At 70.9% G+C, this 25,892-nt stretch carries 25 protein-coding genes; 15 read left to right on the forward strand and 10 right to left on the reverse strand.

Annotation, left to right across the window (positions count from 1 at the left end):
• The first annotated feature begins 5 nt into the window (after positions 1-5).
• The 3 genes from B207_RS0117825 to B207_RS0117835 are packed head-to-tail and all read left to right on the forward strand — an operon-like array spanning position 6 to position 1,953.
• On the forward strand, positions 6-788 hold the full coding sequence (locus B207_RS0117825; protein WP_026311172.1) for an aquaporin: 783 nt from the start codon (positions 6-8) through the stop codon (positions 786-788).
• On the forward strand, positions 785-1,483 hold the full coding sequence (locus B207_RS42340) for an arsenate reductase ArsC (protein WP_018637928.1): 699 nt from the start codon (positions 785-787) through the stop codon (positions 1,481-1,483). Before B207_RS0117825 ends, B207_RS42340 begins: the two co-directional genes overlap by 4 nt.
• 59 nt (positions 1,484-1,542) lie before the next feature.
• Positions 1,543-1,953, forward strand: a complete 411-nt coding sequence (locus B207_RS0117835; protein ID WP_018637929.1) for an arsenate reductase ArsC — start codon at positions 1,543-1,545, stop codon at positions 1,951-1,953.
• A 145-nt stretch (positions 1,954-2,098) separates the two neighbouring features.
• Here the strand turns inward: B207_RS0117835 and B207_RS34385 are convergent, their stop codons facing one another.
• From B207_RS34385 to B207_RS0117850, 3 genes are all read right to left on the reverse strand, one after another.
• Positions 2,099-3,256 carry an FAD-dependent oxidoreductase gene (locus tag B207_RS34385; protein WP_195905311.1) on the reverse strand — a complete coding sequence of 386 codons (1,158 nt, stop codon included), beginning with the start codon at positions 3,254-3,256 and terminating at the stop codon, positions 2,099-2,101.
• Positions 3,257-3,756: 500 nt separating this feature from the next.
• The gene (locus tag B207_RS39850) at positions 3,757-3,930 is read right to left on the reverse strand and encodes a hypothetical protein (protein WP_018637931.1); all 174 of its coding nucleotides are present in this window, start codon (positions 3,928-3,930) and stop codon (positions 3,757-3,759) included.
• 63 nt (positions 3,931-3,993) lie between these two features.
• Positions 3,994-4,227, reverse strand: a complete 234-nt coding sequence (locus B207_RS0117850) for a hypothetical protein (RefSeq protein ID WP_018637932.1) — start codon at positions 4,225-4,227, stop codon at positions 3,994-3,996.
• A gap of 419 nt (positions 4,228-4,646) precedes the next feature.
• Here B207_RS0117850 and B207_RS0117855 point away from each other — a divergent pair, with 419 nt between their 5' ends.
• From B207_RS0117855 to B207_RS34390, 3 genes are read left to right on the forward strand one after another with little or no spacing between them, the layout of a single operon-like run.
• Positions 4,647-5,903 carry a glycosyltransferase gene (locus B207_RS0117855; protein ID WP_018637933.1) on the forward strand — a complete coding sequence of 419 codons (1,257 nt, stop codon included), beginning with the start codon at positions 4,647-4,649 and terminating at the stop codon, positions 5,901-5,903.
• Positions 5,900-6,916: a hypothetical protein gene (locus B207_RS0117860; protein ID WP_026311174.1), complete on the forward strand. Its 1,017-nt coding sequence runs from the start codon at positions 5,900-5,902 to the stop codon at positions 6,914-6,916. The genes B207_RS0117855 and B207_RS0117860 overlap by 4 nt, the downstream gene beginning before the upstream one ends.
• On the forward strand, positions 6,913-8,514 hold the full coding sequence (locus B207_RS34390) for a glycoside hydrolase family 130 protein (RefSeq protein WP_063820936.1): 1,602 nt from the start codon (positions 6,913-6,915) through the stop codon (positions 8,512-8,514). Before B207_RS0117860 ends, B207_RS34390 begins: the two co-directional genes overlap by 4 nt.
• Here B207_RS34390 and B207_RS0117870 read toward each other — a convergent pair.
• On the reverse strand, positions 8,504-9,505 hold the full coding sequence (locus B207_RS0117870) for a glycosyltransferase family 4 protein (protein WP_018637936.1): 1,002 nt from the start codon (positions 9,503-9,505) through the stop codon (positions 8,504-8,506). The genes B207_RS34390 and B207_RS0117870 overlap by 11 nt on opposite strands.
• 600 nt (positions 9,506-10,105) lie before the next feature.
• On the opposite strand from B207_RS0117870, the gene recA reads away from it, so the two are divergent.
• The gene (recA, locus tag B207_RS0117875; protein WP_018637937.1) at positions 10,106-11,134 is read left to right on the forward strand and encodes a recombinase RecA; all 1,029 of its coding nucleotides are present in this window, start codon (positions 10,106-10,108) and stop codon (positions 11,132-11,134) included.
• Positions 11,135-11,252: 118 nt separating this feature from the next.
• Here the strand turns inward: recA and B207_RS39855 are convergent, their stop codons facing one another.
• A complete protein-coding gene (locus B207_RS39855) occupies positions 11,253-12,434 on the reverse strand; it encodes a sigma-70 family RNA polymerase sigma factor (RefSeq protein ID WP_018637938.1) in 1,182 nt (393 codons plus the stop codon).
• Positions 12,435-13,612: 1,178 nt separating this feature from the next.
• Between B207_RS39855 and B207_RS0117890 the strand changes: the two genes are divergently transcribed.
• A complete protein-coding gene (locus tag B207_RS0117890) occupies positions 13,613-13,981 on the forward strand; it encodes a MerR family transcriptional regulator (RefSeq protein ID WP_018637939.1) in 369 nt (122 codons plus the stop codon).
• Positions 13,982-14,081: 100 nt separating this feature from the next.
• Here B207_RS0117890 and B207_RS0117895 read toward each other — a convergent pair whose 3' ends face one another.
• Positions 14,082-14,465, reverse strand: a complete 384-nt coding sequence (locus B207_RS0117895; RefSeq protein ID WP_035741103.1) for an ATP-binding protein — start codon at positions 14,463-14,465, stop codon at positions 14,082-14,084.
• A 394-nt stretch (positions 14,466-14,859) separates the two neighbouring features.
• Here B207_RS0117895 and B207_RS0117900 point away from each other — a divergent pair, with 394 nt between their 5' ends.
• The 3 genes from B207_RS0117900 to B207_RS0117910 all read left to right on the forward strand — a co-directional run bounded on the left by B207_RS0117900 (position 14,860) and on the right by B207_RS0117910 (position 17,215).
• Positions 14,860-15,666: an SAM-dependent methyltransferase gene (locus B207_RS0117900; protein ID WP_154675431.1), complete on the forward strand. Its 807-nt coding sequence runs from the start codon at positions 14,860-14,862 to the stop codon at positions 15,664-15,666.
• 185 nt (positions 15,667-15,851) lie between these two features.
• Positions 15,852-16,319 carry a MarR family winged helix-turn-helix transcriptional regulator gene (locus B207_RS0117905; protein WP_018637942.1) on the forward strand — a complete coding sequence of 156 codons (468 nt, stop codon included), beginning with the start codon at positions 15,852-15,854 and terminating at the stop codon, positions 16,317-16,319.
• Positions 16,320-16,672: 353 nt separating this feature from the next.
• Entirely contained in the window at positions 16,673-17,215 is a 543-nt protein-coding gene (locus B207_RS0117910; protein ID WP_407671431.1) for a DoxX family protein, read from the forward strand.
• 43 nt (positions 17,216-17,258) lie between these two features.
• On the opposite strand, the gene B207_RS34405 is transcribed toward B207_RS0117910, so the two are convergent.
• The 3 genes from B207_RS34405 to B207_RS0117925 form a co-directional block, all read right to left on the reverse strand.
• Positions 17,259-17,843: a SixA phosphatase family protein gene (locus tag B207_RS34405; protein WP_018637944.1), complete on the reverse strand. Its 585-nt coding sequence runs from the start codon at positions 17,841-17,843 to the stop codon at positions 17,259-17,261.
• 107 nt (positions 17,844-17,950) lie between these two features.
• Entirely contained in the window at positions 17,951-19,105 is a 1,155-nt protein-coding gene (locus B207_RS0117920) for an alkaline phosphatase PhoX (RefSeq protein WP_018637945.1), read from the reverse strand.
• A 160-nt stretch (positions 19,106-19,265) separates the two neighbouring features.
• Positions 19,266-20,174 carry an NADP-dependent oxidoreductase gene (locus tag B207_RS0117925; protein ID WP_018637946.1) on the reverse strand — a complete coding sequence of 303 codons (909 nt, stop codon included), beginning with the start codon at positions 20,172-20,174 and terminating at the stop codon, positions 19,266-19,268.
• A gap of 184 nt (positions 20,175-20,358) precedes the next feature.
• Here B207_RS0117925 and B207_RS0117930 point away from each other — a divergent pair, with 184 nt between their 5' ends.
• From B207_RS0117930 to B207_RS0117940, 3 genes are all read left to right on the forward strand, one after another.
• Positions 20,359-20,940, forward strand: a complete 582-nt coding sequence (locus tag B207_RS0117930; protein WP_018637947.1) for an NADPH-dependent FMN reductase — start codon at positions 20,359-20,361, stop codon at positions 20,938-20,940.
• Positions 20,941-21,160: 220 nt separating this feature from the next.
• Positions 21,161-21,943: a response regulator transcription factor gene (locus B207_RS0117935; protein ID WP_051102579.1), complete on the forward strand. Its 783-nt coding sequence runs from the start codon at positions 21,161-21,163 to the stop codon at positions 21,941-21,943.
• A gap of 40 nt (positions 21,944-21,983) precedes the next feature.
• Entirely contained in the window at positions 21,984-23,405 is a 1,422-nt protein-coding gene (locus tag B207_RS0117940) for a sensor histidine kinase (protein ID WP_051102580.1), read from the forward strand.
• Here the strand turns inward: B207_RS0117940 and B207_RS0117945 are convergent.
• Positions 23,380-23,943 carry a hypothetical protein gene (locus B207_RS0117945; RefSeq protein WP_018637950.1) on the reverse strand — a complete coding sequence of 188 codons (564 nt, stop codon included), beginning with the start codon at positions 23,941-23,943 and terminating at the stop codon, positions 23,380-23,382. The genes B207_RS0117940 and B207_RS0117945 overlap by 26 nt on opposite strands.
• A 305-nt stretch (positions 23,944-24,248) precedes the next feature.
• Here B207_RS0117945 and B207_RS0117950 point away from each other — a divergent pair, with 305 nt between their 5' ends.
• The gene (locus B207_RS0117950; RefSeq protein ID WP_018637951.1) at positions 24,249-25,847 is read left to right on the forward strand and encodes a sulfatase family protein; all 1,599 of its coding nucleotides are present in this window, start codon (positions 24,249-24,251) and stop codon (positions 25,845-25,847) included.
• The last annotated feature ends 45 nt before the right edge of the window (positions 25,848-25,892 follow it).

Genomic DNA, 25,892 nt, shown 5'->3' on the forward strand with positions numbered 1-25,892 from the left:
CGAAGGTGTCAGGCAACGAGGAGAGCCAGCCGCCGCTGGTGCGGCGGCTGGCCGCCGAAGCGGTGGGGAGCATGCTGCTCGCCGCGCTGGTCATCGGGTCGGGGATCGCCGCGCAGCAGCTCAGCCCCGACCAGACCGGCCTGCAGCTGGTCGAGAACGCCGCGGCGACCGCCGCCGGCCTGTACGCGATCATTCTGATGGTCGGACCGGTGTCCGGGGCGCACTTCAACCCGGTGGTCACCGTGGTCGATGCCGCGTTCGGAGGGCTGTCGTGGCGGGATGCCGCCGCCTACCTGCCCGCGCAGGTCGCCGGTTGTGTCGCGGGGGCGGTGCTGGCGAATCTGATGTTCGACCGGTCGGCGGTCTCGATCTCCACACATCACCGGGCCTCGGGGTCACACCTGCTGGCCGAGGTCGTCGCGACCGCCGGCCTCATCCTGCTGATCTTCGCGCTGGTGCGTTCCGGGCGGGGTGAGCGGGCACCGGCCGCGGTCGGCGCGTACATCGGTGCGGCGTACTGGTTCACCAGCTCCACCAGTTTCGCGAACCCGGCGATCAGTGTCGGGCGGATGTTCTCCGACACCTTCGCCGGGATCGCCCCCGCCTCCGTGCCCGCGTTCATCGCCGTGCAGGCCGCCGGGGGGCTGGTCGGGTACGGGCTGGTGCGGCTGTTCTACCCGCCGACCCCGACCGCCCCGGCGCAGGCCGCCCAGGTCCTGCTCCCGCACAAGGACACCGCGGCGCCGAACGGCACCGCCCAGCCACGACTTTCTGGAGGGGTCTCATGACCACGCCGGGTACCACACCGGACACCGCGCCCGACTCCGGGGATCTGTCCGATCCAGACCCGGTGACCGCGCGGGCACTGCACTCCGCGGCGGAACGGCTGGCCTACGCCTACGACACCACCTTCGACGCCACGGAAGTGCGTGAGGTGCTCGTCGACTCCTATCGCCAGCTCGCCCGAACCGCGCGGGTCACCCTGTTCCTCCCGACGCTGGCGGAGCGGCTGACCCGGGAACGCCTCGAAGCCCTCGGCGCGACCCGCGGCCTGATCGCCAAGCGGGTCCCGGAGGTGCTGTTCGTCTGCGTCCACAACGCCGGTCGTTCGCAGATGGCCGCCGCGCTGACCCGGCACCATGCCGGGACCGCGCTGCACATCCGGACCGGCGGCTCCGACCCGGGTGAGCACATCCATCCCGAGGTCGTCGCGGCGATGAAGGACATCGGTCTGAGCCTGGACGAGGAGTTCCCCAAGCCGCTGACCAGCGACATCCTCGCCGCCGCGGACGTCGTCATCACGATGGGCTGCGGGGACCGCTGCCCCTACCTTCCCGGCAAACGCTACGAGGACTGGCCGATCGACGACCCCGACGGCGCGACGGCCGACCAGATCGCCGCCATCCGCGACGACATCGATCACCGGGTCCGCGGGCTGATCGCCAGCATGCTCCCCGACCTCACCCTGCCCGCCCCCCGCTGACCCTCACGCCGCGGCCCGTCCCGGCCGCACAGGCTCACCTGGTGAGAAAGGATCTGCCCGTGTCCGAGAAGCCTTCGGTGCTTTTTGTCTGCGTCCACAACGCCGGTCGTTCCCAGATGGCCGCCGGCTGGCTCACCCACCTCGCCGCCGGTCGGATCGAGGTCCGGTCCGCCGGCTCCATGCCCGCCGAGCAGATCAACCCGACCGCCGTCGCCGCGATGAGCGAGGTCGGTATCGACATCACCGCCGCAACCCCGAAGGTTCTCACCGTCGAGGCCGTCCAGGCCTCCGACGTGGTCATCACCATGGGCTGCGGCGACGCCTGCCCCGTCTTCCCCGGCAAACGCTACGAGGACTGGAAACTCGACGACCCCGCCGGCCAGGGCATCGACGCGGTCCGCCCCATCCGTGACGACATCCGTGCCCGTATCGAGAAGCTGATCGGCGAACTGCTGCCCGCCAGCACCTGACACCCGGACCACACCGCACACACGGCTGGGAGAGAGCCCGGGGCCGGAGCAGCCGAGCGGGCGCTGGAGGGGGATGACGGAGCCGGGACAGCAGCTTCGGCTGCCTCCCGGCCTCCAATCATGTCATGCCGTCGACACCCGTCGATCAGATCCGGTGGGCCTGGACCTTCTTGAACGCCTCGAGTACCTCTGCCGGGGGTTTCGATCCCTGCTCGCCGACGGTGGCTGCTCCGTTGGCCTTGAGGATTCTTTCGTCGTTCATGCGGCCAAGGCCGCCCACCTCGCGAACCCGTTCCTGGCGGGCCAGCTGGAACTGTGCGAACGCGGCCGGGATGTCCGCCGAATCCTGGAGGCAGCGGGCCAGGGCCACTGAGTCCTCGAGAGCCATCGACAGCCCCTGACCTGCGTGGGGCGAAATTGCGTGGGCCGCATCTCCGGCCAGACAGACTCGACCGGAATGCCAGGTGGGCAGGTCGTCGAGCTTAAAGTTCAAGAACCTGGAAACGGGTCCGCGGGTTGCCTCGAGAATCTGGCTCATCAGTGGTGCGTCGGACTGGTGAAGCTTGACCTGCTGGGCCAGCCACTCCTGGTCGGAGATAGTGGCGACCTCGGCGCGGGGTGGCTCGCCCGGCCAGGAGCGTACGTCCCACCAGAGCACATCGCCGTCCGAGTTGCGCAGGTATCCCATACTGGTGAGATGGCCATTCGCGATGTACAGGGCCTCGGGTGATATCTTTTCAAAACCGTCGCCGGAGGAGAAACCCGAGGAATGCACCAGGCCTATGTAGGTGGGTGCCGGGAAATCGGGGAACAGGCTGCGCCGAACGGCGGAGTGTATGCCGTCACAGGCAATCATCAGGTCGGCGGTCGCAGTGCTGCCGTCGGCGAACTCGGCTACTGCGGTCTCCGCGTCCGTCCGGACCGCCGTGACAGCCTTCCCGAACTCGACCGGGATACCCAGCTTGGCGAGGTGTACGTGCAGCAGGTCATGCAGAGTTGCCCGCTCGATCAGAATTCGCGGGTCCGGTATCGTGCCGCCCTCATCCCCCCTGTGATCAAGGAAGGTGATTCCGCTGCAGTACTCTCCACGTGCGGTCGTTTCTTCCAGAAGGCCCATCTCGGCCAGTACGTGCTGCCCGTTCGGAGCGAGAGTGAAGAATCCTCCATCGGCGCGAGGTGCCGACTCGGCCTCATAGACGGTCGACTCGATCCCGATGTTCTTCAGCGCGATGGCAATCGCAGGTCCAGCAATACCACCGCCAATCACCGCGGCCCGTCGCTCTCTCGTCCCGCCGTCTGCCACAGGGTCCTCGTCTCTGGTCTCTGCCGAATTGTTGTTGATGATGATGCGGGTTACATTTTCGAGATTATTGCAGCCCTTGCAAGTATGGAGGAGCCTGAATGGTGGCAGTAGACTGACGAGGAAGATGGCAGCTAGAGGACAAGGCATTACTCGCCGGGTCCCGAGGTTCGTGCGGCAGGTATCTCGACTGTGACAGTCGCAGTACGTTATGTATGTTCTGTGGATCTACATCAAAGATCCGGTGCAGCCTGTCACGGCAATGTCCCCCCAGGTGTCGACTTCTTTGTCGGGTGCGGGGGGCGTTGCATGATGTGGCCGTGCCGGGGCCGTGCCGGGGGGCGTGCCGGCCGAGTGCCGGAGAGACGGCGTGTGGCCGCTTCAGGGCGGCGCAGGCACGGCCGAGTGAGGCGGCGGACCGGAAGGTGGCCGGCGTGGTGCCCAGGCACGCGTGGTGCCCAGGCACGCGGGGAGGAGTCGTCCGTGCTGCGGCGGTGTGCTGGTCAGTCGCGGTCGGCTGTCTCACGCGGCTCGGCCGGGAGGCCGACCCATCGCCCGTCTCGGTGGACGACTGCTGTCGCGCCGTCCACGGCGTGCTTGCGTGCGGCCTGTTCGGAGTCGCACAGGACGACCACAGCGCTGTCGTGGGGGCGGTAGCCCCACCGGGTGTCAGCCATGGGCGGGTGTCTCCTCGATGGTGGGGTGCCGCGCGGCCTGGGCCTCCGTCGCCCGAACGCCGCTCATCGAGGGTCGGGCCTCTGGACTATCCACCCGCGGATCTGGTCGATCGGGACGAGCATCTCCCCGGCTCTGTTCTCGAGGAGGGCTCGCAGGCACGGGACGACCTGCTCGCCGATCTCGACGTTTTCGAACCGGGGTTCACGCAGGACGTGCCAGTGCCCGTCCGGGAGCAGGGCCTCGTGGACCTCTGCCGGATCGAGGGTACGGGAGTAGGGCGCCGTGGGTGTGGTCATCACTGGTCTCCTTGACTGCGCGGCCGGTGCGGGTGTCTCGGCCAGGGTGATCGCCGGGCCCGTCCATTCTCCGGATATCTCGTCCGTGGTGACGAAAACGGTCCGTTCGAGGATGCGGGCTCACCGGCGACCACGGCCGCCCTTCACGCGCTGTGGCACGCCGACCGGGTGAAGATCCCGGCCAGGGCGGCGGACGGTGCGCCGCCAGACGTGCCGGACCCGGCAGTGGGCGGTGCCGGGTGGTCTCCGGTTGCTTTCGATATTCCCGAAGACTATAAGTGGGCTAACACTCGACAAGGTTGAGTGTCAACCTCCGGCGCGACGGGTGCCCGGGTCATGACCCGATCATCGTGTTCGTTGTGGGCCCCGCTGGCGGCCGGCACTCCTCCACACGGCTCAAGCCTGGGAGGAATCAGTTCGTGCCCCTGCGTTATGGCTTTCTCAGTACGTATCCGCCGACCCAGTGCGGTCTCGCCACCTTCACAGCCGCCCTGTTCGATGAGCTGAACAGCCCGGCGCTCGGTGCGTCCAGTGGGGTGGTGCGCCTTCTGGACGCCACCGACCGAGCCGGTGCCACGGCCGGGCCGACTGGGCTGGCTGGGCCAGCCGCACCGCTGGCCAGCCCACCGGGCCCGTCCGGACCGGCCGGCCGGCCGGTTCTGGTCGGGGATCTCATCGCCGGCACGCCGGGCGGCCCGCGGGCGGCGGCACGGCTCCTGAACGGCTTTGACGTCGTCGTGGTGCAGCACGAGTACGGCGTGTACGGAGGTCCGGACGGCGACGAGGTGCTCGAGGTGCTCGACGCCCTCGACGTTCCGGTGATCGTCGTCCTGCACACCGTGCTGGTGGAACCGACGCCGCACCAGCGGCAGGTCCTGGAGTCCGTGGTCGCGTCGGCCGACGCGGTGGTCGTGATGACCGAGACCGCGCGGGTCCGGCTCGTCGAGGGTTTCCGGATCCATCCACGACGGGTGGTGGTCATCCCGCACGGCGCGGCGGACAACCGCCGGGCGCCGGCGGAGCACAGCGGCGGGCCGACCATCCTCACCTGGGGCCTGATCGGGCCCGGGAAGGGCATCGAGTGGGGTATCGCCGCGATGGCGGACCTCGCCGACCTTGACCCCGCACCGCACTACGTCATCGCGGGCCAGACCCATCCGAAGGTCCTTGCCCGGGAGGGCGAGGCCTACCGGGAAGGGCTGGCCACCCAGATCCGTGACCTCGGCCTGACCGGCTCGGTCAGCTTCGACGACCGCTACCTGGACCCGGTGTCCCTCGCGGAGCTCGTGCGCCGGGCCGATGTCGTCCTGCTGCCGTACGACTCGGTCGACCAGGTGACCTCCGGTGTCCTCATCGAGGCGGTCGCCGCGCTGCGGCCGATCGTCGCCACCCGGTTCCCGCATGCGGTCGAGCTTCTCGGTGACGGCAGCGGACTGCTCGTGCCGCACCGGGACCCGGCGGCCATCGCCGCCGCGGTGCGTCGCATAACGACCGACAAGGCGGTGAGCGCCGGCCTGGCCAGTGCCGCGGCCGTCCAGGCACCCGACCTGCTGTGGCCGGCGGTCGCCGGTCGCTACCGGCAGCTGGCCGCCGGACTGGTCGCCCGCACCGGGAGCCGGCCGTCGACGACGCCCGTGCCCGTGCCCGTGCCTGCGCCGATGCCGGCGGCCCGGTGAGCTCCGCGATCTCGTTCGACCACCTGTTCCGGCTCACCGACGACATCGGACTGTTCGAGCACGCCCTCGGTTCGGTGCCACGCCGGGAGCACGGCTACTGCGTGGACGACGTCGCACGCGGGCTGGTCGTCCTTGCCCGCGAGCCGTCGCCCGGGGTGGACCTGGTGCGCCTGTTGGAGCGCTACCTCGCCTTCGTGCTGGCCGCGCAGGGGGTGGACGGCGCCGTCCGCAACCGGCGGGACAGCGACGGGCGGTGGCGGGATGATCCCGGTCTCGGTGACTGCTGGGGCCGGGCGCTGTGGGGGCTGGGCACCGCCGCCGCGTCCGCGCCGACGCGGCGGTTGCGGGCCTCGGCGCGGGCCGGCTTCCTGGCCAGCGCGGGGCGACGCTCGCCCTGGCCGCGGGCCATGACGTTCGCGGCGCTCGGCGCCGGGGAGCTGCTGCTCGCCCACCCGGACGACGAGCCGGCGCGCGCGCTGCTCACCGCCGCTGTCGAGGTGATCGGACCGGTCGGTGCCGACCCGGGGTGGCCGTGGCCGGAACCCACCCTGCGCTACGCCAACGGGGCTGTCCCGGAGGCGCTGATCCTCGCCGGCATGTGCCTGCCTGACAAGACGGTGCTCGCGGACGGCCTGCGGCTGCTGGCGTGGCTGCTCCAGGTGGAGACCCGGGACGGGAACCTCTCACCGACCCCGGTCGGCGGTCGCCGGCGGGGGGCGGATCCCGGGCCCGGTTTCGACCAGCAGCCCATCGAGGCCGCGGCGATCGCGGACGCCTGCGCCCGCGCCCACGCGGCGACCGGGCGGAAAAGGTGGCTGGCCGGTCTCGGTCGCGCCCACGGGTGGTTCCTCGGGGACAACGACAGTTCGACGGCGTTACTCAACCCCGACACCGGCGGCTGTTACGACGGGCTCGAGTCCGGCGGCCGCAACCTCAACCAGGGCGCCGAATCGACGCTTGCGCTGCTCTCCACGGGCCAGCACGCCCGCCGCCTCCTGGCATTGACGCCCTGACCAGGAGCACCCGGACCACAGACACCGGGTCGGCCCAGAGCGACCTGGTCACGCGGCATCCGCTGGGGCTCGCCCCGAACAGCGACCGGGTCATCGCGAAGCTCTTCCTCCCCGGTGAGGAGGGCAGCCAGCCGCACTCCCGGGCCGCCGGCATCGTGGCCCGTGCCCTCGCCCTGCCCGAGCGGGAGGTCGACAGCCTGGTCGCCGGCCTCCTCGAACGGTTCGAACCGCGCCACCGGGATTACCGGGGCATCCTCGCGCGGCACGCCGCGGTGGTGGTGCCGCGGGTGCCGGTACCCGCGGAGCTCTCCCCGGCGCGCAGTCTGCTGCTCGGCGCCTGCTTCACCGCCGAGTACGCGGTGGAGGGCGCGGCCGTCACCAACCCCTCGGCGGTGCCGCACCCCGACCAGGCCGGGCTGCCGGCTGGCGCGCTGCGCCTGGCGTTGAGCCTGCGTGCCGTCGGGGAGGGCCATCTGTCCTCGATCGGCTTCGCCGCCGCGGTGATCGGCCCGGGCCCGGCGGTGCGCCTGGAGCCGCGGAGCGGCCCCCTCACCACCGGCGTCGCCGTACCCGTCGAGTGGGAGGCCACCCGGCTGCGCGCCGTGCTCACCGAACACGGGCTCGACGACGAGGTCACCCGTGCGGTCCTGCAGAGCCTGAACCCGCGGCGGCCCGGCAGCGGCCCCGGCCCCGAATCCGGCCCCGGCCCGGGCCCCGAATCCGACCCCGAATCCGACCCCGACCTCTCCCGTGCCTTCGCCGCGGTTCCCCCCGACCTGCTCCGACGCCCTCAGGCGCCCGGGATCATCGCCGGGATCCGCTCGATCGCCGGATCACTGCGGCGGGTCGAGTTCCCGTCCGACAGCACCCTGCCGCAACGGGTCCTGTGGCCCACCGTCACCAGCGAGAGCAACGGCATGGAGGACGCGCGGTTCGTCCGGTTCACCGCACCGGACGGGACCGCGGACTACCGGGCCACCTACACCGCCTTCGACGGCACGGACATCTCCCCGCGCCTGCTCACCAGCCCCGACCTGCGGGTCTTCACCACCGCACCGCTCGCCGGCCCGGCTGCCCGCAACAAGGGCATGGCCCTGTTCCCGCGGCTGGTGGGCGGCCGTCACCTCGCGCTCTGCCGCTCCGACGGCGAGTCGACCGGACTGGCGGCCTCCGACGACGGGCAGGTCTGGGAGCCGGCGCGGCCACTGCACGGGCCGCGGGCCGCCTTCGAGCTGCTCCAGGTGGGCAACTGCGGATCCCCGATCGAGACGGCGGCCGGCTGGCTCACCCTCACCCACGGCGTCGGACCGATGCGGACGTACACCATCGGCGCGATCCTGCTTGATCTCGACGACCCGGGAAGGATGGTCGCGGCGCTGCCCGAACCACTGCTCGCCCCGCTCGGGCAGGAGACCGAGGGCTACGTCCCCAACGTCGTCTACTCCTGCGGAAGCCTGATCCACGACGGCCTGCTGTGGCTGCCGTACGGCATCGGCGACACCCGGATCGGGATGGCCAGCGTGCCCGTCGACCGGCTCCTCGCCCGCATGGTCCCCACCGGGCGGGCCCGCGTGGGCGACGGCGGGATCAGCGGGTAGGGCCGGCGAGAACGGTGGCGTAGACGGCGAGATAGTCGGTGACCATGCGCGCGGTGGAGAACCTCCGCCGCGCCGTGGCCCGGCAGGCGGCGCGGTCCAGGGCCGCGGCGGACTCCACCGCGGCCGCCGCGGCCACCGGCCCGTCCACCAGGAAGCCGGTCACCCCCTCGTCGACCACCTCCGGCATCGCTCCGCGTGGATAGGTGATGACCGGTGTGCCGCAGGCCATCGCCTCGACGACGGCCAGCCCGAACGGCTCGTCGAACGCGATCGGGTGCAGCAGCGCCGCGGCACGGCCCAGGACCTCGGCCCGCCGGTCCGGTCCCACCGAGCCGAGGTAGCGGACCCGGTCCCCGTCGACGTGCGGCAGGACCTGCTCGGCGAAGTACCGCTCGTCCTGGACGATGCCGCAGATCACCAGGCGCCGTCCCGCGCGGCGGGCGATGTCGACGGCGACCGCGGTGCCCTTGTCGGGATGGATCCGGCCGAACACGACCAGATCGTCACCACCCGCTGCCGAGAACGGAAGGCTGTCCAGATCGACGCCGTGGTGAACGGTCGAGACGTAGTCCAGCTCGGGGCTGCGGTCGGCGTCCGAGATCGACACGTAGGCCGAGGCCGCCCGTGCGTAGGCCGGGACGATCCGCGGGTCGGAGAAACCGTGGATGGTCGTGACCATGGGGGCCTGGAAGCTCGGCGCGAACGCGAGGGGCAGCCAGTCGAGATGGTTGTGCACAAGATCGAACTCGCTGGAGCGTGCCAGCGCGTGGGCCACGTGGAGCGCCTCCCACACCCGGCCGTCGAGGGACGGGTCCTCGGCGTACCCGTGCGGGCACACGCCGTCCAGCTCGGCGTCCGTCACCGAATCCAGCGTCGCGAACAGCGTCACGTCCACCCCGTGCCCGAGCAGGCCCTCCGTGATGGTGCTGGCGACCTGCTCCCAGGGGCCGTAGTGCCGGGGCGGAGTGCGCCACGCGACCGGCGCGAGCATCGCGATCCTCACAACGCTCCGAACCGGGCGCCGGGCGGCCCGGTGGCCGTGTCGGGGCAGGTGCCCGCCGAGGACACGCGAAGCCGGGCTGGTGCGCCGCCGCCGTCGTCGGAACGCGCGAAAAAGGCGCAACCGAGAAAAGGAATCATCTGGCCTGCCGCCACGACGGCCACCTAACCCCGGCGATGAGAACCGCCGGCTGGCCGCGACCGGTGATGACGCCACCCAGGATGGCATCACCCAGGATGACATCGCCCAGGTGGCGACATTCGTACCTGGCCCGTACCTGACTGGCCCGTACCTGACCGACCTGATCTTCAGCGTACCACGCACCGCAGGCCCGCACGTTCCTCGAACCCCGGAGCTCCACGGTTCTGTGGCCCACGGGCCGAAACTCGGATTCCGGGCCCTCTGGAAACCACCTCAACGCGGGTGTGTACCGGCGTGTCGCTGTGTCTTCGAACTGATGTTCGTCTACCGTGGTCCACGGACTCTCCGCCGCCCACAGAACCGACCCGGCTTCCGAAACCGTCGGTCCCACGGCCGAGCGTCGGCCCGTGGCCAAGATCCGCCGACCTCAGTCAGCATGGAGTGACTCCAATGGCAGGACCCGACCGCGACAAGGCGTTGGAGAACGCTCTTGCGCAGATCGACAAGCAGTTCGGCAAGGGCTCGGTCATGCGGCTGGGTGACGATATCCGGCCGCCGATCCGGGTCATCCCGACCGGATCCATCGCGCTGGACGTCGCGCTCGGTATCGGGGGTCTTCCCCGTGGGCGCGTCGTCGAGATCTATGGGCCGGAGTCGTCCGGAAAGACCACCGTCGCGCTACACGCTGTCGCGAACGCGCAGGCGGCCGGCGGCATCGCGGCCTTCATCGACGCGGAGCACGCCCTTGATCCCGAGTACGCGGGGAAGCTGGGTGTCGACACCGACGCGCTGCTCGTCTCCCAGCCCGACACCGGGGAGCAGGCGCTGGAGATCGCCGACATGCTGATCCGCTCCGGCGCACTGGACATCATCGTCGTCGACTCGGTGGCGGCCCTGGTGCCGCGTGCCGAGATCGAGGGGGAGATGGGCGACAGCCACGTGGGCCTGCAGGCCCGGCTGATGTCCCAGGCGCTGCGGAAGCTCACCGGAGCGCTCGCGAACTCCGGCACCACCGCGATCTTCATCAACCAGCTCCGCGAGAAGATCGGCGTCATGTTCGGGTCGCCGGAGACGACCACCGGTGGAAAGGCACTGAAGTTCTACGCCTCGGTCCGCCTTGATGTTCGTCGCATCGAGACGCTGAAGGACGGAACCGAGGCGGTCGGTAACCGGACCAGGGTCAAGGTGGTCAAGAACAAGATGGCGCCGCCTTTCCGGACGGCCGAGTTCGACATCGTCTACGGCGGCGGTATCAGCCGTGAGGGCTCGCTGATCGACATGGGCGTCGAACACGGCATCATCCGCAAGTCCGGTGCCTGGTACACCTGCGACGGTGACCAGCTCGGCCAGGGCAAGGAGAACGCGCGCTCGTTCCTCCGTGACAACCCGGATCTGGCCAACGAGATCGAGAAGCGAATCAAGGAGAAGCTCGGCCTCTCCCCGACGCTGGACGCCGAGGCCCCGCCGCTGGTCCCCTGACGCGGAATCGACCAGCATCGACCAGCTATGTCACCGGGAGCGGCAGACAGCAGCAGGTGCAGGGCGATTGTGACGTCTGGGGAGGGCGCGGCCTACGGAGCGGGGAGCGCGCGAAAGGTCAGGTCAGGTCGCCTACGGTGATGACCTGGCGTTCGTCGGTGAACTGGCTGTACTCGGCGACGGTGGGTCCGGGCGGCAGTTCCAGGCCGGGAGGGGCGTCGGGGGCGAACACCGTCTCGGCGGTCAGCGGTGTCCCGTCATCGGAGACGAGAAGGTAGCCCGTGGTGGTGCGGGAGCCGTCCGTGCCGGCCAGCCGGATTCCGACGGAGAGGGCTGGTCGTCCCGCCCGGTCGGTGACCGGGCCGGTGGCGAAGACGGCGGGGTCACGGGCGAGCACCTCGTACAGCGCGGCGTTCTGCTGTGGGCTGGTGCCGCCGTCCTTCAGATGGGAGTAGGCCAGCCGGGTGATGTCTGCGGGGGCGGCGGTGACGCCCTGGTTGGCCTGGTAGAAGGAGCGCAGGTGCGTGTAGAGCTGGTCGGGGTCGGTGGGGAGCAGGGCGACTTCGACTCCGGCCTCCGCGGGGGGTGCCTCGATGCGCCGGTACCCGGGTTCCTCTGGTGGTGTGGGGCCGCCGACGGCCCGCCCGGCGTGGTCCACGCCCTGGAGGGTCTGTTCGATCAGGCGGGACCCGTCCGGTCGGCGCCAGATCTGGATGATGCGTGTGGCGATGACCGTCGTCGCCCTGGACCGGGCGACGCTGGTCTGGAGGCCGTAGGACTGCAGGTGTGTGTAGTGGACCTGTCCCGTCCCGGGCACGGTCATCTCTCGCTGCCGCTGTGCCGCGGCCGGGGAGATCCCCAGCGTGGCGGCGAGGCCGGGTAGATCGAGCCCTTCCCAGACGGCGAGGGTGAGGATCTCCCGGTCGCGGTCCGAGAGCTGGTCCAGAGCCCACCGGGCATGGTCCCGGGCAACCGCCTCGTGCGCCACGACATCGGTGGCGGGTGTCAGCCCGGCGGCGGATCCCGTGGCTGCGAGCCGCGCCGTGAGTCGTCGTACGCGGACGTCCGAACGGTGACGGTTGCGTACCGCGTTGCCAGCGATCGCGTAAAGCCACGGCAAGGTCTCGCTGGAGTCCATCGGCCGGCTTTCCCATGACCGCCACACCGTCAGGAAGGTCTCTGACACCACATCCCACGCGGCAGCGTCATCCGACAGACGACGCTGCGCGAACCGCAGGACTGCCAGCTGGTGAGCTCGGAACAACGCCTCGAAGGGTTGTTCGCGGGAGCGTGGGGGCACGGGGAGCAGTCCTTCCTCGATCGTCCTCCCTTAGGTCCGGCGCGCGGCCGAAAGTTACAGGCCCCACGCCACGGCCATCGGTTCTGGTGACCGTGACCCCCACGGCGCCTCGACCGCTCATGTCGGCGGCCTGCCTCTCCGCGACCTCTGTCGCGACGCAGGCTCCCCGCGCGACGCAGGCTCCCCGATCGACAGGGCCGTGGGTGCTGCTGCCGCAGAGCATGCGCACCCGCCTCCCCGGGGTCCGGCGGTGGTGATCCGGTCATGATCGGACAGTGCAGAGTAGTTGCCTCCCCCGCATCGCAAAATCTGTTCCCACTGGGGTAGACATCTGGGTGTCGTCCTGGGTAGAGTTCCTGTCGTAGCGAGAGAGTCCATGGTCGCGGCAGACATGAACTGGCGCGAGGGGAACGGTGGCCAGACGGGCCGCCGAGCACCACCACAGAAGGTCGGCAGGTACTCGACCAGGCGATGAGGAGAGGAGCGGACCCCCTCAGGATCGCTCGAGCGATGGTCTCCAACTCGCTCGGCCATCCACAGGCCCCGGATTGGAAGGTGGTCCCCGGTCACGTATAACGATCTCCGCACCTGCCCCGCCGGGGCCGGTCACGCGGACGCAGAGAACACGACATGTCCAGCCCAATAGATGACTAATCCTCGGAGCCCTGGTGTCAGACGACACCAGGGCTCCTTGGGTGTCCTGGCTCGGGTGTGACGCTCGGGGGCCCGCCCACGAGGGCGATCGCTCGGTCGCGCAAAATCTGTCTCCGCCACAGTAGACATCCGGGTGTCGCCGTGGGTAGAGTCCCTGTCGTAGCTACGAGAGTCCATGGTCGCGGCAGATACGAACTGGCGTGAGCAGGGTGGCGGTCAGGGCAGGCCGCCGAGCATCATCGAAGGAAGTTCGGCAGTACTCGGCAGGTGATCTGTGAGGAGAGGGGAACGGACACCATCAGGATCGCCCGAGCGATGGTCTAGCTCGCTCGGATACCGCGCAGGCCCCGGATGAAGAGGCGGTCCCCGGTCACGCATACGCGATCCCCGTACTCCCGCCGTTCTGGGTGGTCGTGCGGGTTCCATGATCCGGCGCATTCCGGCCGGTAGGTGGATGGTGTCGAACCCCCGGGGCCCTGGTGCCGTATGGCGCCAGGGCCCCTCGATGTGCCACGAGAGGCGCGATGACCCCTGAAAACACACGTAAGCCAACGCACAGTCTCGACGACGACGACTACCCCGCCTACACCATGGGCCGCGCGGCCGAGATGATCGGCACGACGCCCGCCTTCCTGAGGGCCATCGGCGAGGCTCGCCTGATCACGCCGCTGCGCTCGGAGGGCGGCCACCGCCGTTACTCCCGGTACCAGCTGCGCATTGCCGCCCGCGTCCGTGAACTCGTTGATCAGGGCACCGCGATCGACGCCGCCTGCCGCATCGTCATCCTCGAGGACCAGCTCGCCGAGGCCCAGCGGCTCAACGAAGCCCAGCGGCTCAACCAGCAGCCACGCCAGCCGGCAGCCGACCCACCGCCGCCCGTCGAGACGCCCTGACCGACAGGCAGGAAGGAAGGCCGGCCGTCGCATCGGCCTGGAGCGGGCACGGATCATCGGCCGACCACGTCGCCGGGTCGGCGCCATGGGGGCCATGGGGTCAGTCGAGTTCGACCCAGACGCGCTTGCCGTCGCCGTGTGTCTCGACGCCCCACCGGGCGGTGAGCTGCTCGACGATGTGCATCCCACGGCCCCGCTCGTCGGAATCGACGATCTCGCGGGCCGCCGGCTGTACCGACGACCCGTCGGCGAGTTCCAGACGCAGCACCTCGCCGGTGACCCGGAGGGCCAGCCTCAGCTGGCCCTGTTCGCCGGCGTGCTGCACGGCGTTCGTCACCAGCTCCGAAACCACCAGCACGGCATCGTCGGTCTGCCGGTCATGACCCCAGGCGAGAAGCAACCCCCGCAGCACCTCGCGGGCAGCGCCCGCGGCCCGCGCGTCAAAGGGCAGATCCACATTGGCTGACCAGCCTCTGTCGCGCACCGCAACCAACTCCTCACCCCGTCGATCATGTTCATGGTGCGCGCCCTGTCCACCCGAAGACGCAACGAACGGGCGCCACCGGATGGTCCTTCCGCGCGTCCCGAAAGCGGGACCCGTCCTTGATCCCCTGCGGGTGGTCTGTGGGGGAGTGGCAACCTTAGCCCGAGAGCCGGTGCTGTGAGGGGGTGCAGTCCGGCCGGGGCCCGGCAGTCACCGCCCCTGGTGATGCCGAGCGCGGCGAGCATTCCGTGTTGCTGGAATGCGGTCGCCGCGCACCGCTGAGTGACCGCGCGATACGAGCTGAACACCGGCCGCCGGACACCCGACAACACCCGCCGTATCTCGGCTGGAGAGCGGTGGCCTTGCCGCCGCGGGATGAATCCGGGGGTGCATGATGGACCGCATGGTTGTTGACGAGCCGGCGCAGAGCGCATGGTCGCGAGTGGACACGAGCGTTCCGCACTCCGCCCGGGTCTGGAACTACTGGCTCGGCGGGAAGGACAACTTTCCTGCCGACCGGGAGCTGGGCGACAGGGTCTACGAGGTCTACCCGGACATCGTGCGGGTCGCCCGCGCGCAGCGGGAGTTCCTCGTCCGTACCGTCACCTTCCTGGCCGGCGAGATGGGCATCCGCCAGTTCCTGGACATCGGCACCGGCCTGCCGACCGCCGACAACACCCATGAGGTCGCGCAGCGGATCGCCCCGGATTCCCGCATCGTCTATGTCGACAACGATCCGCTGGTGCTGGTGCACGCCCGGGCGTTGCTGACCAGCGCGTCCGGCGGCGCCACGGCCTATGTCGACGCCGACGTGCGCGACCCCGACAGGATCCTCGCGGACGCCGCCGAGCTTCTGGACTTCTCCGAGCCGGTCGCTCTCGTCATGTTCGGCATCGTGGGGAACGTCGCCGACAACGCCGAGGCGAGTGGCATTGTGAAACGGCTGATCGACGCGGTCCGGCCGGGCAGTTATCTCGCGCTCAACGACGGCACGCACGGCGAGGACGTGGACAAGGCCATCGAGATCACCCAGGCGGACGGGCACCCCTACAACCTGCGTACCCCCGAGCAGGTGGCGTCCTTCTTCGACGGCCTCGAACTCGTCGAGCCGGGCGTGGTCTCGACGCCGCTCTGGCGGCCCGCCGCCGGAGCGGAGCCGACTCCGCTGCACATCTTCGGCGGGGTCGGCCGCAAGCCGTAGCCGTCTTCGCTCGTCCTCGGCGGGTCGCCAGGGTCGGCAGGTCGCGGACGTTCGCCGCGCTGTTGCCGGTGGAGCCGGGCCGGGCCGTGCCGTGCCGCTGGCCGGATGCGGCTCCGCCGAGGACGGGTCCTTCCGCACGACATACGCCGCTCTGGCCGCTGGCCGGTCCGGCTAGGCTTGGATTCATGCAGGAACCCCGCTGGCTCGACGGGCGGGAGATGGCCGCGTGGCTCGGTTTCCTCGAGGCGAGCAACCGGCTCATGCGTCTGGTCGAACATCAGCTCAAGGTCGACAGCGGGCTCTCCCACGCGCAGTACGAGATCCTTGTCCGCCTCAGTGGTGCTCCCGACGGGGCGCTGCGCATGACCGAGCTGGCCGAGCTCATGGTCACCTCGAAGAGCGGCCTGACCTACCAGGTAGCCCAGCTGGAGAAGTACGGGCTGGTGGAGCGCCGCTCCTGCCCGACCGACGACCGGGGGATCCTCGCGGTCGTGACCGATGACGGCCGCCGGAAACTGGAGTCCGCCGCGCCCGGGCATGTCGCCCTGGTGCGTGACTGCCTGATCGATCTTCTCACGCCCGAGCAGCGGGACACCATCGCTGTCGCTTTGAGCAGTGTCAACGACACGCTGAGGCTTCGCCCTCGGAGCTGATGCCGGTCTCGGCGGGCGCCCCCCGTCCTGGTCCCTCGCCGCCGCCCTCCGCGGGTCTCGAATCGGTGCGGGCGACGCCGTGGCGGATCCGGTGTCGCCGTCGCCGTCCGGATGGCCCGATCTCGTGGTCGCGTGCCGCCCGAAGGTGGCGTGGCGGCTGGAAAAACCACTCTCCGTAGATGGTTCAGATTTGAACGACCAGGTAGGGTCACCCCAGTCGTTCAAAATTGAACGACCTTCGGTCGGACGTGACCTGCCGTCAGCGGGCCGGAGACAGGCGCACACGCGGGTCCATGACCCGCGTGGTGGAGACAGGAGAAGTGCTGGTGCCATCCCTGGCCGACACCCAGACCGTGCGAGGCCCCTCGACTGTCCCCGGATCCTCTCGCCCGGGCGCCTCGGTGGCGCCCTCGCTCGGATCCGACATCGGGCTGCTGCTGCTCCGGCTCGGCCTCGGAGTGATCATGATCGCGCACGGCAGCCAGAAGCTGTTCGGCTGGTTCGGCGGTGGCGGTCTCGACGGCACCGCCCAGTACTTCGCCATGTCCGGCTATCCCGCGGGCAAGGGCATGGCGGTCATCGCCGGGCTCAGTGAGACCCTCGGCGGGCTCGGCCTCATCCTCGGCGTCCTCACTCCGCTGGCCGCCGCCGCGGTGATCGGCACGATGATCAATGCGGCGGCGGTGAAGTGGGATGGCGGGTTCTTCGCGCCCCAGGGCGTCGAGTACGAGCTGTTCCTCGCCGTAGCCGGAGCCGCCATCGCCCTCATCGGGGCCGGTGGCTACGCGGCGGACCGGTTCCTGCCCGTCCTGCGCTCGCACCGGCTCGCCCACGGTGTCGGCGCGGTGACGCTGGGAGTGGTCACAGCGCTGATCGTCCTGCTCATCCGCGGGTAGCCCCCAGGCCGCGATGGGTCGGTCGCGGCACTAGGCCGTGGCACTAGAAGGAACGAGCCGGGCCGGGGTGGTGGTCTCGATGGTCCGGCGTGGCGAGATACTCGACTGTGGCGTCGAGGGCAGGCTGCCCCCGCAGCAGCCACGCGTCGCCCTTCCGGGTGCGGCCGTCGGCCCCTGGCCAGCCTCGCCATCCGCGTGCCTGCCAGGCCCGGAACAGGTCGCCGATGCGTTCGCCATGCGTACACAGAACGCTGCCGTCCGCCTCGTCGGACGTGAGCAGGTCCAGCAGCGCCTCGGTGGAACCGTCGACGCCGAGTACCGCGCTCCGGCGCAGCGGCAGCCCGCGCGCCTCCGCCAGCGGCGCGACGGTCTGCTCGCACCGCAGGGTCGGGCTGGTCAGCACCTGCCGGATCGCGAGACCGCGGGTGACGACGGTGGCGAAGGCGGCGGCCTGACGGATCCCGTGGGCGGTGAGCGGTCGGGCGGCGTCCTCACCCGTCCAGGTCTTCTTCGGCAGCGCCAGGGCATGTCGGACGATCACCACGGTGTGGGATGTCGCGGCCCCGCGACCGGTACCGGTGGTGACACCCGCCTCGTGGCACGTGGGTGTGCTGGTGCTGTCCGGCATCCTGCTCCTGTCTGGGAGGCGGCTGACCGGTCGCGGGTTGACTACAGCTGACGAGCGTCGGAACAACAGGACCTGCGCCTGTGTTCCCGTGGTGAGCGGTCCCGCGGTCAGCGCCGGAACGGGCCGGTGACCTCGAAGGTGACGCCTGCCAGCAGGGAGTTCGAGGCACCGCGCTGGGAGGAGAAGTACAGCCGGTCGCCGGCCGGGTTGAACGCCGGGCCGGTGATCTCCGAGCCGCTGTGCCCGTCGACCCGGAGGAAGGGGGCGACGACTCCGCCCGGTGTGATGATGTCGATCTCCATGTTGCCGCCGTCCTCGGCGACGAACAGATCACCGGTCGCCGAGCCGGTGATGTTGTCGAGGCCGCTCAGCGGTGCGTTCGCGCCGGCCTGCGCGGCGTCGTAGACGAGCGACAGGGACTGCGCCGCCGCGTCGTAGGCCCAGACCCGGTTGTCGCCCTTCGTGGTGAAGTAGCAGACGTCGTTTGCGTAGTAGCAGCCTTCCCCGCCGTTGAAGTGCGCCGCGGCGGAGACCTGGTTGCGGGTCGCCCAGAACAGGCCGTCGGTGTAGGGGATCCGGGCCCAGCCGACGGGGCCGGTCGCGCCGGTCGTCCCGGTGAGTACCTCCAGGGTTCCCGACGACAGGTCACCCCAGGTCCTCGGGCGGAAGCGGTAGAAGCACCCGTCGGTCTCGTCCTCGGTCAGGTAGACGACCCTGCGGACGGGGTCGCAGGCCGCGGCCTCGTGTTTGAAGCGGCCCATCGCCGCGCGGCCGACCGCGGACGTCCCGCCCTGCGGATAGGTCTCGAAGACGCGCCCGAGCGGGATCTCCTCGCAGGACAGCCAGGTGCCCCAGGGCGTCGGGCCGCCCGCGCAGTTCGAGCTGGAGCCGGAGAGGATCGACCCCGCCGAGGCGATCGAGCCGTCCGCGTTGAACCGCAGCGCCGAGACCCCGCCGACCAGCGGGACCTCCGAGTTGGAGACGTAGGTCCAGCCGGAGCCGTTCGGGAAGCACGCGCCGCCGTCCGGAGCGGCGTGCCACCGGTACGAGGTGCCGGCCACGGTCTGTCCGGAGCGGGCGACGACACGGCTGGTGAATCCGCTGGGCAGAGCCACGCCGTTCGCGTCCGCGGCGCCGAGCGCGCCGTACGGGCTCGGGCCGGGCTGGGCCGGAGCCGCGAGGGCGGTCTCCCAGATCGCCCCCGAGAACACCGCGGTGCCCGTCCCGGCGGCAGCGAGACGCAGGAGTGTGCGACGGTTCATAACCCGCTCTCCGTTCCAGGCGGGACGCCCCGAAAGGGCGCCCTTGCTCTCCGTCGCCGGAATCTACTGGCGGTTGCGGGGTGGGCACGACCACCTGCAGATGAACGTTCGCGGTCGGTCAGGAGGGGTCGGCAGGCCAGCAGGCCAGCAGGCCAGCAGGTCAGCAGGTCAGCACGACCTTGCCCCGACCGTGGCCGGTGCCGACATCGCGGTGGGCCGCGGCGGCCTGCTCGAGGGGGTAGGCCTGCCGGAGATCGATCCTGAGTTTCCCCTGCCTGTACAGGGTGACCAGGTCGGACAGCCGCGCGGCGGAACGTTTGCTGCCAAGCCAGCGGACGCCGAGCTCTCGGTGGAGGTCGAAGGCCACGATGGTGCCGACGCGGTTCCGGTCCGCGACGAGCTCGACGGCGGCGCGCAGGCCGTCGGCGCCGGCGGCGTCCAGGCTCGCCGTGACTCCGTGCGGCGCCACGGCGCGGACGCGGTCGACCAGGCCGTCCCCGTAGGCGACCGGGATCACGCCGAGGGACCGCAGGTAGTCGTGGTTGGCGGGGCTGGCGGTGCCGATCACGGTGGCGCCGTCGAGCCGCGCGAGCTGGGCGGCGACAGTGCCCACGGCGCCGGCGGCGGCGTGGACGAGGAAGGTGTCGTCCGGCCCGACCCTGAGTTCCTCGACCGCCGTATGGGCGGTCTGCCCGGCACCGGAAAGACCGCCGGCGATCCGCGCGGGCAGCGACGGGGGCCGGGCGACGACCTGGTCGGCGGGGACCACCAGGTACTCCGCGTAGCAGCCCAGCGTGCGGTAGCCGAGGACCTCGTCGCCGGGGGAGAGGCCGGTGACGCCGGGGCCGGGCAGGTCCACCGTCCCGGCGAACTCGTTGCCGAGGATCTGGGGGCAGCTCACCTCGACGCCGGGAGGCCCCCAGCCCTGGCGGACGGCGAGGTCGGCCGGCTGCACGCCGGCGGCGCGCACCCGCACCCGGATCTCGCCGGGGCCGGGTTCGGGCCTGGGCAGCTCGATCAGCTGGAGGACGTCGGGTGAGCCGGGGGCGAAGAACGCGGCTGCCTTCATGGGTCACGATCTCCTGTTCGTTGCGACGGGCCGAGTGTGCGACCTCAACCTCGGTTGAGGTCAACGGCGCCGCGTCGGCGCTTCGCCGGAGACCTCCTTGACCTCGACCTGGCTTTAGCTTTTAGCGTCCGGGACGGCATTCGGGAAGAGCAGGTTCACCGACCTGCGAAACGAGGGGACATCCATGCTCGACCAGCCCGTCAGTGTGGCGGTAATTGTCGGAAGCACCAGGGTGGGGCGTTTTGCCCCGGTCGTCGCCCAGTGGTTCGCCAAGCAGGCCGCGGCCCACGATGCGGTCGTCCCGAGCGTCATCGATCTCGACGACGTCAGGCTGCCGGAGCGCCTGGGCACCGCCAGTGGCCCGGACGTCGACGCACTGGCGGACGTCACCCGGCAGCTCGCCGCGGCCGACGCCTTCGTCGTGATCACACCCGAGTACAACCACAGCTACCCGGCTGTCCTGAAAACCTTCATCGACTGGCATTTCGACGAATGGCAGGCGAAGCCGGTGGGGTTCGTCTCCTACGGCGGCCAGTCGGGCGGGCTGCGCGCGGTGGAGCACCTGCGTCAGGTGTTCGCCGAGCTGCACGCGGTCACCGTCCGCGACACGGTCAGCTTCCACGGCGCCTGGAGCCGCTTCCACCCCGACGGCACGCCGATGGATCCCGACGGCTGCAACGACGCCGCCCAGAAGATGATCTCGCAGTTGGCATGGTGGGCGGTCGCGCTCGCCGAGGCCAGGCGCAAGCACCCCTACGCGGCGTGAGCGGGGTGTGCGGCCCCCCGACGTGAGCGGTGGCCGGCCGGGCGTCCCCGCCCCGCGGGGTGCCCCCACGGCGGCCTCGAACGAGACTCACATCTTTCTCGGATGATATGGATGCCGGATCGACGCGGCCTGTCAGCGACGGCGCCCCGTCAGCGACGGGGCGCGGCGGTCGGGATGATCCGTGCGGGGTCAGGCCACCGGATCGGAGGGCGCCGGGAACATGGGCGAAGTCGCCGGGAACGTGTTTGGGGACGGGCGCGCACCGCGGCTGCTCGTGGTCGACGACGAGCCGAACATCCTGGACATGCTGGGGATGGCGCTGCGCTTCCACGGTTTCGCCGTGACTCTGGCCCGCTGCGGCCGCGAGGCCACGGCGGCCGTGGCGGCGGACTGCCCGGACCTGCTGGTCCTTGACATCATGCTCCCGGACTGCGACGGCCTCGACCTGTGCCGCCGCTGGCGCGACCAGGGCATCGACGTCCCGGTGGTGTTCCTCACCGCGCGGGACCGCCACAGTGACAAGGTCGCCGGGCTGACCTACGGGGGGGACGACTACATCACGAAGCCGTTCTCGATCGACGAGCTCGTCGCGCGGGTCCGGGCGGTGCTGCGCCGCAGCCGGCGCCCGGAGCCGGCCGGGCCCGCGACCGGGCCCGCGACCGCGCTGACCTTCGCCGACGTCGTCCTGGACGAGGTGGAACACCGCGTCACCCGTGCCGGCCACCCGGTCGAGCTGGCGCCGACCGAGTTCAGGCTGCTGCGCTACCTGCTCGTGAACCCGAACCGGGTGCTGTCCCGGGAGCAGATCCTCGACGCCGTGTGGAGCCAGGACTACCGCGGTGGGGCGACCGTCGTCGACCAGTACGTGAGCTACCTGCGCCGCAAGCTCGGGGCCTTCGGCCCGCCGCTGATCCACACTCACCGCGGCTTCGGGTATGCCCTGCGAACGGCGGGTCCGGCGGGTCCGGCGGGTCCGGCTGGCCCGGGCCCGGGCCCGGGGTGAGGGCACGGGCGCAGCTGGACGCCGCCGCCGGAGGGTCGCCGTGACGTTGCGGGTCCGCCTGATCGCCGGCCTGCTGGCGTTGCTGGCAGCCTCTCTGGCGATCGTGGGAACGGCGAGCGTGCTGGCCCTGCGCTCGCACCTGCTCAGCCAGACGGACAGCCGGCTGCACAGCGCGCAGAGCCTGCTCGGCGCCCGGGGCCTGACCGCCCTCACCCGGCTCGCGCCTCTGCTCGGCGCCGCCGGCCTGGAGCGGGCGGTGGCCCCGACGGACTTCGTGATCGAGCTGCGCCAACCCGACGGTTCGGTGCTCGCGCTGGTCGGCGGGGACGGCCTGTTGCCCCAGGTCGACGGCGTCGACGCCCGGATCGCGTCCGGCAGGCCGTTCACCCTGGAGACCTCCCGGGGGCCCTACCGGGTCGTCGTCGGCGCGCTGCCGGGCGGCATCGTCGACCTCGTCGCGCTCCCCCTGCGACCGGTGCGGGACACCACAAGCCAACTGATCCTCATCGAGGTCGTGGCCGGGTCGGCGGTGCTGGTACTCGGTGGCGGCTGCGCCTGGTTCCTGCTCGGCCGCGGCCTGCGCCCGCTGCGGGACGTCACCCGCACTGCGGTCGCCATCGCGGACGGCGATCTCACCCGGCGGGTGCCGCACGGCCCGGGCCGGACCGAGACCGACCGTCTCGCCACCGCGCTCAATGTCATGCTGGCGCAGATCCAGCATGCCTTCGAGGAACGGGCACGCTCGCAGGACCGGCTGCGGCGGTTCGTCGCCGACGCGTCCCACGAACTGCGGACCCCGCTCACGTCGGTCCGCGGGTACGTCGACCTGCTGCGGCAGGGGGTCGTCCCGCCAGCCGGCAGGGACGACGCGCTGCGGCGGGTGCAGGACGAGACCCGGCGCATGGGCACTCTCGTCGACGACCTGCTCTACCTCGCGCACCTGGACGAGGAGCGGCAGCCCGAACACCGCACCGTCGATCTCGCCGCGATCGTGCGGGACGCCGCGGCCGACGCGGCGGCGGTCGAGCCGGACCGCCCGCTGGCGGTGCGCACCCCGCCGGAGTGCCAGGTCCGCGGCGACCCCGACGGGCTGCGGCAGGTCGTCGGCAACCTGCTGACCAACATCCGCGTGCACACCCCGCCGGGAACGCCGGGCGAGGTCAGCCTGGACGTCGTCGACGGACAGGTACGGCTCCAGGTGTGCGACGAGGGGCCCGGGCTGGAGTCCGCGGACCTGGAACGAATCTTCGACCGCTTCTACCGCTCGTCCGCCGGCCGGGACCGCGGCCGGGGCGGCAGCGGCCTCGGGATGTCCATCGTCGCCGCCGTGGCCGCCGCCCATGGCGGCACCGCCGAGGCAACGGGCGCCCCCGGCCGGGGCCTGACCGTGCGGATCACCCTCCCCGCGGGGCCAACCGGCGCCGACGGTGTCGCGATCAGCCCGCCGAGCAGGCCCAGCTGATCGATCCCGACAGGGAACGACCGGCAGCGGTGGCCGCGCTGAAGTCGACAGACCCACCCGTCTGGGTGATGGTCACCGACGCGGGCACCGCCTCGACGGCGTACCGCTCGGAGTCGGCCGCCAGCACGGAAACGGTGACCAGCGCCGAGTAGGCACCCGGTCCGCTGTAGGCGGCTACTCGAACGCTCTGCGTGACAGTCGCGCCGCCGGTGGTGCCGGTCGCGGATTCGACATAGCGACGTGCGCCGGTCTGGCAGCTGACCGGGGTGCTCACGTGGCCCGCGATGGTGACCGGGCTGGTGATGCTGATGCTCAGCGAGCCGGCGCCCCCGGTTCCCGCGCCGGCCTGCGCCGCCTCGGGCTCGGCTGCGGACGCAGCGTCTGCGGACGCAGCGGACGCGGACGACTGCGTCGAGGCGGCCGGCGGGGGCTGGTCGGCGGTGGTGTCCCCCACCTGCCCTCGGCAGGCCGCCGAGGCGAGGAGCAGCCCGCCGGTGAGCACCGCCGCACCGGCACGGACCCGTCGCTGCTGATGCATGACATTCTCCTGGACTGGGTGAGCCATGTGACCGGTGCGCCGGCCGGATCTCTCCGGCCGGCGGCGGCCGGCGGCGGCGCCGGCCCCGGTGCCGGTGGATACCGACCCGGCCAGCGCATCAGTCGTGCCTCTGAAACCCGTCTGAGGTGCGTGTGTCCCACATGTGCTCCTCACATGTTCTCCACATCCGGGCCGCATTCTCCGTACACGACCGCGGGGTGGGCTGGTCGCATGCGGAAGCAGACTCCGAACAGTGGTCCACAGGCAGCGCACTCTCCGGTCCGTGCCCGGACGGGAGACCGGTGATGGCACGGCATCGCCGTCTCGGTCGGCGGGCCCGTCTCGGGGCCGCTGGCCTGGCGAGCTGCGTCGCGCTGACGGCGCTGGCCGCGCTGAGCGCCACCGCCACGCCCGGCGGGGCAGCGGATACCGCGGCCACCAGACTGGCGGCGGCGGACACGGCGGTCGCCGCGGCGGCCGACGGCGAGCAGCCCAACTTCGTGATGATCCTCGCCGACGACCTCGACCAGACGACCTCGCCGTACTGGGAGGCGATGCCGCGCACCGCCGCCCTGATCAGGGACACCGGGCTGACCTTCACGGACGGGTTCGCGCCGACGCCGATCTGCTGCCCGGCCCGCGGCACCATCCTGACCGGGAAGTACGGCCACAACACCGGGGTGCTCACCAACGCCGGTGACACCGGTGGATGGGCGACGTTCGCCCGCAACGGCAACGAGGAACACACGTTCGCCCGGTATCTCGAGGACGGCGGCTACCGCACCGGTCTGGCCGGAAAGTACATGAACGGTATCGAGGACGACCCGACGCACATTCCGCCGGGCTGGTCGGAGTGGTACGGCAGCGTCGACAACAACTTCTACACCGGCTACAACTACACGCTGAACGAGAACGGCACCCTCGTGGACTACGGGGATGAAACGACCAGTTACTCCACCGACGTGGTGGCCGCGAAGTCCACCGACTTCATCCGCCGCGCGGCCGCCGACGACACCCCGTTCCTCTGGTATGCGGCCTCGACCGCCCCGCATCTGCCGCTGCCCCCGGCACCGCGGCACGCGGACAACCCCTTCGCCGGCGCCACCGCTCCGCGCACCCCGAACTACGACGAGGCCGACGTCTCCGACAAGCCGTGGTGGCTGCAGGAAAGCGCGCAGTCCCGATCGGCCCGGGTGACGGCGGTCAACGACCGGGACTACCAGGACAGGATGGGCTCGCTGTACGCGCTCGACGAGATGGTCGAGGGCATCGTGCGGACGCTGCGCGACACCGGCGAACTCGACAACACCTATCTGGTGTTCACCTCGGACAACGGCTACAACCTCGGCTCCCACCGGCTGACCCAGAAGATGGCCCCGTACGAGGAGTCCATGCGGATCCCGCTGGTGGTCGCGGGGCCGGGAGTGAGCCCCGGCACGGACGGGCACATGGTCGCGCTCATCGACCTCGCCCCCACCTTCCTCGAGCTGGCGGGAGTTCCCGTTCCCGCCGACATCGACGGCCAGTCGCTGGCTCCGCTCCTGCGCGGTGAGGCGCCGCAGTCCTGGCGCACCGACCTCCTCGGCCAGTACGCCGGCCCGGGCGTCGACGGCCAGGACGGGGTCGTCCAGGAACAGGTGGAGAACGTCACCGGTGTGTTCCTGGACCTGCCGCCGTGGAGTGGACTGCGGACCGAAGACCATCTTTATGTCCGTTGGTACGACGCCGACCGGGCTCCCCGCGTCCACGAGCGGGAGCTCTACGACCTGACCGCCGACCCCTACCAGCTCGTCAACCTGCTGGCGACTCCGCAGGGCCGGCACGAGAACGCCGCCCTCGTCGCCCAGCTCGACGCGCGCCTCGACGAGCTGGCCACCTGCTCCGGGGCATCCTGCCGGAGCTGATCCCAGAATCAGCCGGGATCCCAGCATCAGCCGGGATCCCAGCAT

Origin of the sequence: Parafrankia elaeagni (genome assembly GCF_000374165.1) — a bacterium.
Lineage (GTDB): Bacteria > Actinomycetota > Actinomycetes > Frankiales > Frankiaceae > Parafrankia > Parafrankia elaeagni.